At 34.9% G+C, this 3,236-nt stretch carries 3 protein-coding genes; 2 read left to right on the top strand and 1 reads right to left on the bottom strand.

Annotated features, from left to right (window positions below):
• Nucleotides 1-82: 82 nt before the first annotated feature.
• A complete protein-coding gene (locus tag CXF76_RS00495) occupies nt 83-646 on the bottom strand; it encodes a YSC84-related protein (RefSeq protein WP_007583197.1) in 564 nt (187 codons plus the stop codon).
• 149 nt (nt 647-795) lie between these two features.
• Between CXF76_RS00495 and CXF76_RS00490 the strand changes: the two genes are divergently transcribed.
• Both CXF76_RS00490 and CXF76_RS00485 read left to right on the top strand, forming a co-directional pair.
• A complete protein-coding gene (locus CXF76_RS00490; protein ID WP_024590795.1) occupies nt 796-2,007 on the top strand; it encodes a tyrosine-type recombinase/integrase in 1,212 nt (403 codons plus the stop codon).
• The gene (locus tag CXF76_RS00485) at nt 2,007-3,200 is read left to right on the top strand and encodes a cation:proton antiporter (RefSeq protein ID WP_024590794.1); all 1,194 of its coding nucleotides are present in this window, start codon (nt 2,007-2,009) and stop codon (nt 3,198-3,200) included. The genes CXF76_RS00490 and CXF76_RS00485 overlap by 1 nt, the downstream gene beginning before the upstream one ends.
• Nucleotides 3,201-3,236: the final 36 nt, after the last annotated feature.

Below are 3,236 nucleotides of genomic sequence, written 5' to 3'. Positions count from 1 at the left end.
ACGTTATGTTAAATTGAATGGATTTTAATAAAGCGAGCGTGATTATACAAACCAGCTCGCTTTTAGGAGAGTAATTTGGTGGTTAATTAAGCTCTGAATCAACCCAAAACTTAGTTCCTTTTAATACAGCTTGTAGTGCAAGGCCATTTTCGGTTACAGAATATACAGTAACTTGATCTGCAATCGCTTCGGCAACCAGTGCACCGCCTTTATCTTCATATTTTGCTGCTGCATCAGCGTTTCCGCCAAATGCCCAACCATGTTCAATAAATCTGTTTAATGCAGCTTGGTTATGAAAAACCATTACAACGTTAAAATCTTTAACGCCTAAGCCAAGTCCTAAACCGGCTTCGCCCATATTCATGTAAGTTGATTTACCTGTGAGATTATTTCTAACAACACCGTAACCACCGCCAAAGCTAGCAAGCACTACATTTACATTCGCATTATCGAATACAGCATAACCAGCAGAGTTAGCAATTTGTTTTTTAACATCAGGTTTTTCAGCGTATAATTTATCCAATGTGTTTGCTTTCATACTTTGTACAAGTGAACGTTTTTCGCTTGGTGATGCACTACCTGTAGTAGCACACCCAGTTAACGCAACTGTTAAAGCAAGTACGCTTAGTATAATTAGTTTTTTCATAATGTTTTCCTTAATAAGATATAGCAACCAACAACCATAGAATAATCACGGTATTAAAATAATTAGAACTTTACTATGTCCAATACTAGACAGTATCGGACTTTAACGTTATTCTGTAAGTCTATTATTTAATTGAATATTTATACATTATGCTTGTTGCTTTGGTTGATACGTTAAAACAATTAAGATATCAAATTGCCCATCTAGATGACGGTACTCTCAATTCAGAATACCCAGAACTTGCATCCTTTATACAGGAAATTGGCTTGACTGTAACTGAATCAAAAGCTGATCTGACATTCTTGTATCAGTTTTTATATGTTTATGGCCGAAAGTCAGAAGCCACTTATAGTCGTTTTCGAAATGAGCTTGAACGCTTTTATTTATGGTCATGGTTAATCGCAGAAAAATCAGTATTCGATTTAAAACGTGAAGATATTGAAGCTTACGTTGATTTTATGGTCGAACCCGATAAAGCATGGGCTGCAACTTCAGTGCAATGGCGTTATAAAGATGAACGAGGAATTCGTCGTTTAAACCAAAACTGGCGCCCTTTTATGCTTAAAGAATCCATTGCTAGTCAGCAAACTTTATCGTCTATGTTTACTGCTCTAAATGTATTTTATAAGTTTGCCTTATTAGAAGAAAAAACATTTGCTAACTTTGTCCCTGTTGTTAAAAAAAATAGTCCGTACTTAGTTGTTCAATCACAAATTCAAATTCCAGACACATTAAGCGATATTCAATGGGAATACGTTTTTGGTGTAACGCGTGATTTATGCGAACATAACCCTGATTTAGAGCGAAACTTATTTACGCTTGCCTGCTTAAAAGGTCTTTATTTACGAATTTCAGAATTATCTGAGCGCCCACAATGGTCGCCGGTGATGTCTCATTTTTGGCAAGATAATGATGGTTTTTGGTTTTTACGGATAATGGGAAAAGGTAATAAATTACGAGATGTAACCTTAAGCGATGATTTTGTTGAATATTTAAAACGTTATAGACTATACAGAGGTTTACCTGCCCTTCCCCGTGTTGATGAATCAGATCCTTTAGTTCATAAAATTCGCGGGCAAGGTGGTATGACCGTAAGGCAAATTAGGCGTTTAGTTCAACAAAGTTTTGATTATGCACAGCAATCATTACTTGATGATGGTTTTAAAGATGATGCTGAACAACTTGGCGCTGCAACTGCACATTGGCTTCGTCATACTGGTGCCACACATGATGCGCAAACCAGACCGCTTAAACATTTATCGGAAGATTTAGGCCATTCTAAAATTGCGACTACCGATCAAATTTATATTCAAACAAATATTAAAGAGCGAGCAAAGTCAGGACTTAAAAGGAAAATTTAATGGAGTATTTAGTAATAGCATTTATAGGCGGATTATTTTTAATTTATTCTTTAACACTTCGCCAGTTAGAAAAAACAGAAGTAACAGGCCCAATGTTTTTTGTTGTTGGCGGAATATGTTTAGCTTTAATGCTACCCAACGAAGGGGATAAAATAAAAGAAGGTGTTGATCTTTTATTACCATTTATAGAGCTTACGCTAAGTATATTTTTATTTTCTGATGCAGCTAAATCAAAGCTAAGTGTATTAAGGCATAGTTTTCAGTATCCTAGTTTACTATTGTTTGTTGCCCTACCCTTAACTTTGTTACTTGGTATTGCTGTTGCTTTATTTTTCTTTGCTGAGCTTTCACTTATTCAAGCGGCGTTGCTCGCTATTATTTTAACACCTACCGATGCAGCATTAAGTAAAGGGTTACTAGCAAGTACACAAGTGCCTGAAAAAATACGCGAAGGAATAAATACTGAAAGTGGTTTGAACGATGGATTATGCGTACCCATTTTTTTAATATTTATATTACTTGCTAAAAATCCTGATTCAGCAATTACTGCAACACAAACATTAAGTGTGTTTGGACGAGAGCTTGGCTTGGCTTTATTAATAGCTATTACAAGTATTGCTGTTTTCATACCGAGTTTAAACTTTGCAATGAAACGTCATTACTTTGCACAAAATACCAGTCCATTTTTATTACTCGGTTTTGCAATGGCTGTATTTTCTGTCACTCAGTATTTTCATGGCAGTGGTTTTATTGCGGTGTTTATTGCAGGCTTATTATTTGATAAATTTTCGACCGAAGAAGTTAGAACAGAATTAATTGAAGACTCAGAGCACATAGCAGATTTCACATCGTTAATGATTTGGTGCTTGTTCGGGTTTGTTTGTGCTTACTTAGTTATTCCTAAATTAAATACTGAAATTATAATTTACGCTTTGTTAAGTACAACATTGATTAGAATAATTCCAGTTATGCTGTCTCTGCAGTTTACGGCATTGAGTATTAAAGAGCGTTTTACATTTGCGTGGTTTGGGCCAAGAGGATTAGCATCAATTGTTTTTACATTGATGGTGATAGATACGCAAATAGAAAACAAATATCAAATAGCGACAATAGCAATGACGACTATTCTGTTTAGTGTATTTATACATGGTATTAGCACTAAACCTATTGCTGATAGTTTTGTTAAAAAATAATTATTTAAACTAGGTAAATTAAGAATACGTATTAAA

Origin of the sequence: Pseudoalteromonas sp. 78C3, assembly GCF_002836695.1 — a bacterium.
In the GTDB taxonomy this organism is placed as follows: Bacteria; Pseudomonadota; Gammaproteobacteria; order Enterobacterales; family Alteromonadaceae; genus Pseudoalteromonas; species Pseudoalteromonas arctica.
The sequence above is the reverse complement of the archived record's forward strand: the minus strand, read 5'-3'. Positions and strand labels throughout refer to the sequence as shown.